The following is an 811-nucleotide window of genomic DNA, read 5'->3' on the forward strand; positions in this document are numbered from 1 at the left end:
CGTACTATTCGCTTTGAAACGCTGGATGCTCATCGTGGCGTAATTATGGATCGCCATGGTGTGCCTTTGGCGGTTAGCGCTCCGGTTGAAACGGTTTATGCAGATCCTCGTTATCTGAACTTGAATGTTGCCCAAGCTAAAGCCTTGGCTGAAGCGCTTGGACAAAGCTATGAGAAACTGGCCGACAAGCTAGAGCGCAGCAAAAATAGGCACTTCATCTACCTTAAGCGAAAAATGGCGCCTCATGAAGTAAGCAAAGTGCTTGCTTTAAATTTAGATGGGATCTATAGCAAACGAGAATACAAGCGATACTATCCAGCGGGTGAAGTGGCTGCTCATGTTGTCGGTTTTACTAATATTGATAAGCACGGCCAGGAGGGGATTGAACTCTCCTATGATGACTGGCTAAGCGGCGAACCGGGAAAGCGCAGAGTCCTGAAAGACAGAAAGCAGCGAGTGATCAAAGATTTTGGTGCTGTAAAAACAGCTAGCCCAGGAAAGGATATTCGTTTGAGTCTAGATATGAGGATTCAATATCTGGCTTATCGAGAACTCAAGGCTGCCGTCGAGACTCATAAAGCGAAAGCCGGGTCGATAGTCGTACTCGACATTCACTCAGGCGATGTTTTAGCGANGGCAAATCAGCCCTCCTATAACCCAAATAATCGTAGCAATATAAATGTTGCGCATTTGAGGAATCGAGCGATCACCGATGTATTTGAACCGGGCTCGACGATGAAGTTAGCAACGATAGCCGCGGCATTAGAGACAAACAAATACACACTGAATACCCGCCTGGATACATCTCCGG

The 811-nt window shown here is 46.9% G+C and carries 1 protein-coding gene; it reads left to right on the forward strand.

What is annotated here, in order from left to right; translation table 11 throughout:
- A partial coding sequence (locus A3757_RS20050) for a penicillin-binding protein 2 (RefSeq protein WP_255374995.1) occupies positions 1-811 on the forward strand: 811 nt, incomplete at both ends.

Source organism: Oleiphilus sp. HI0117 (assembly GCF_001635235.1).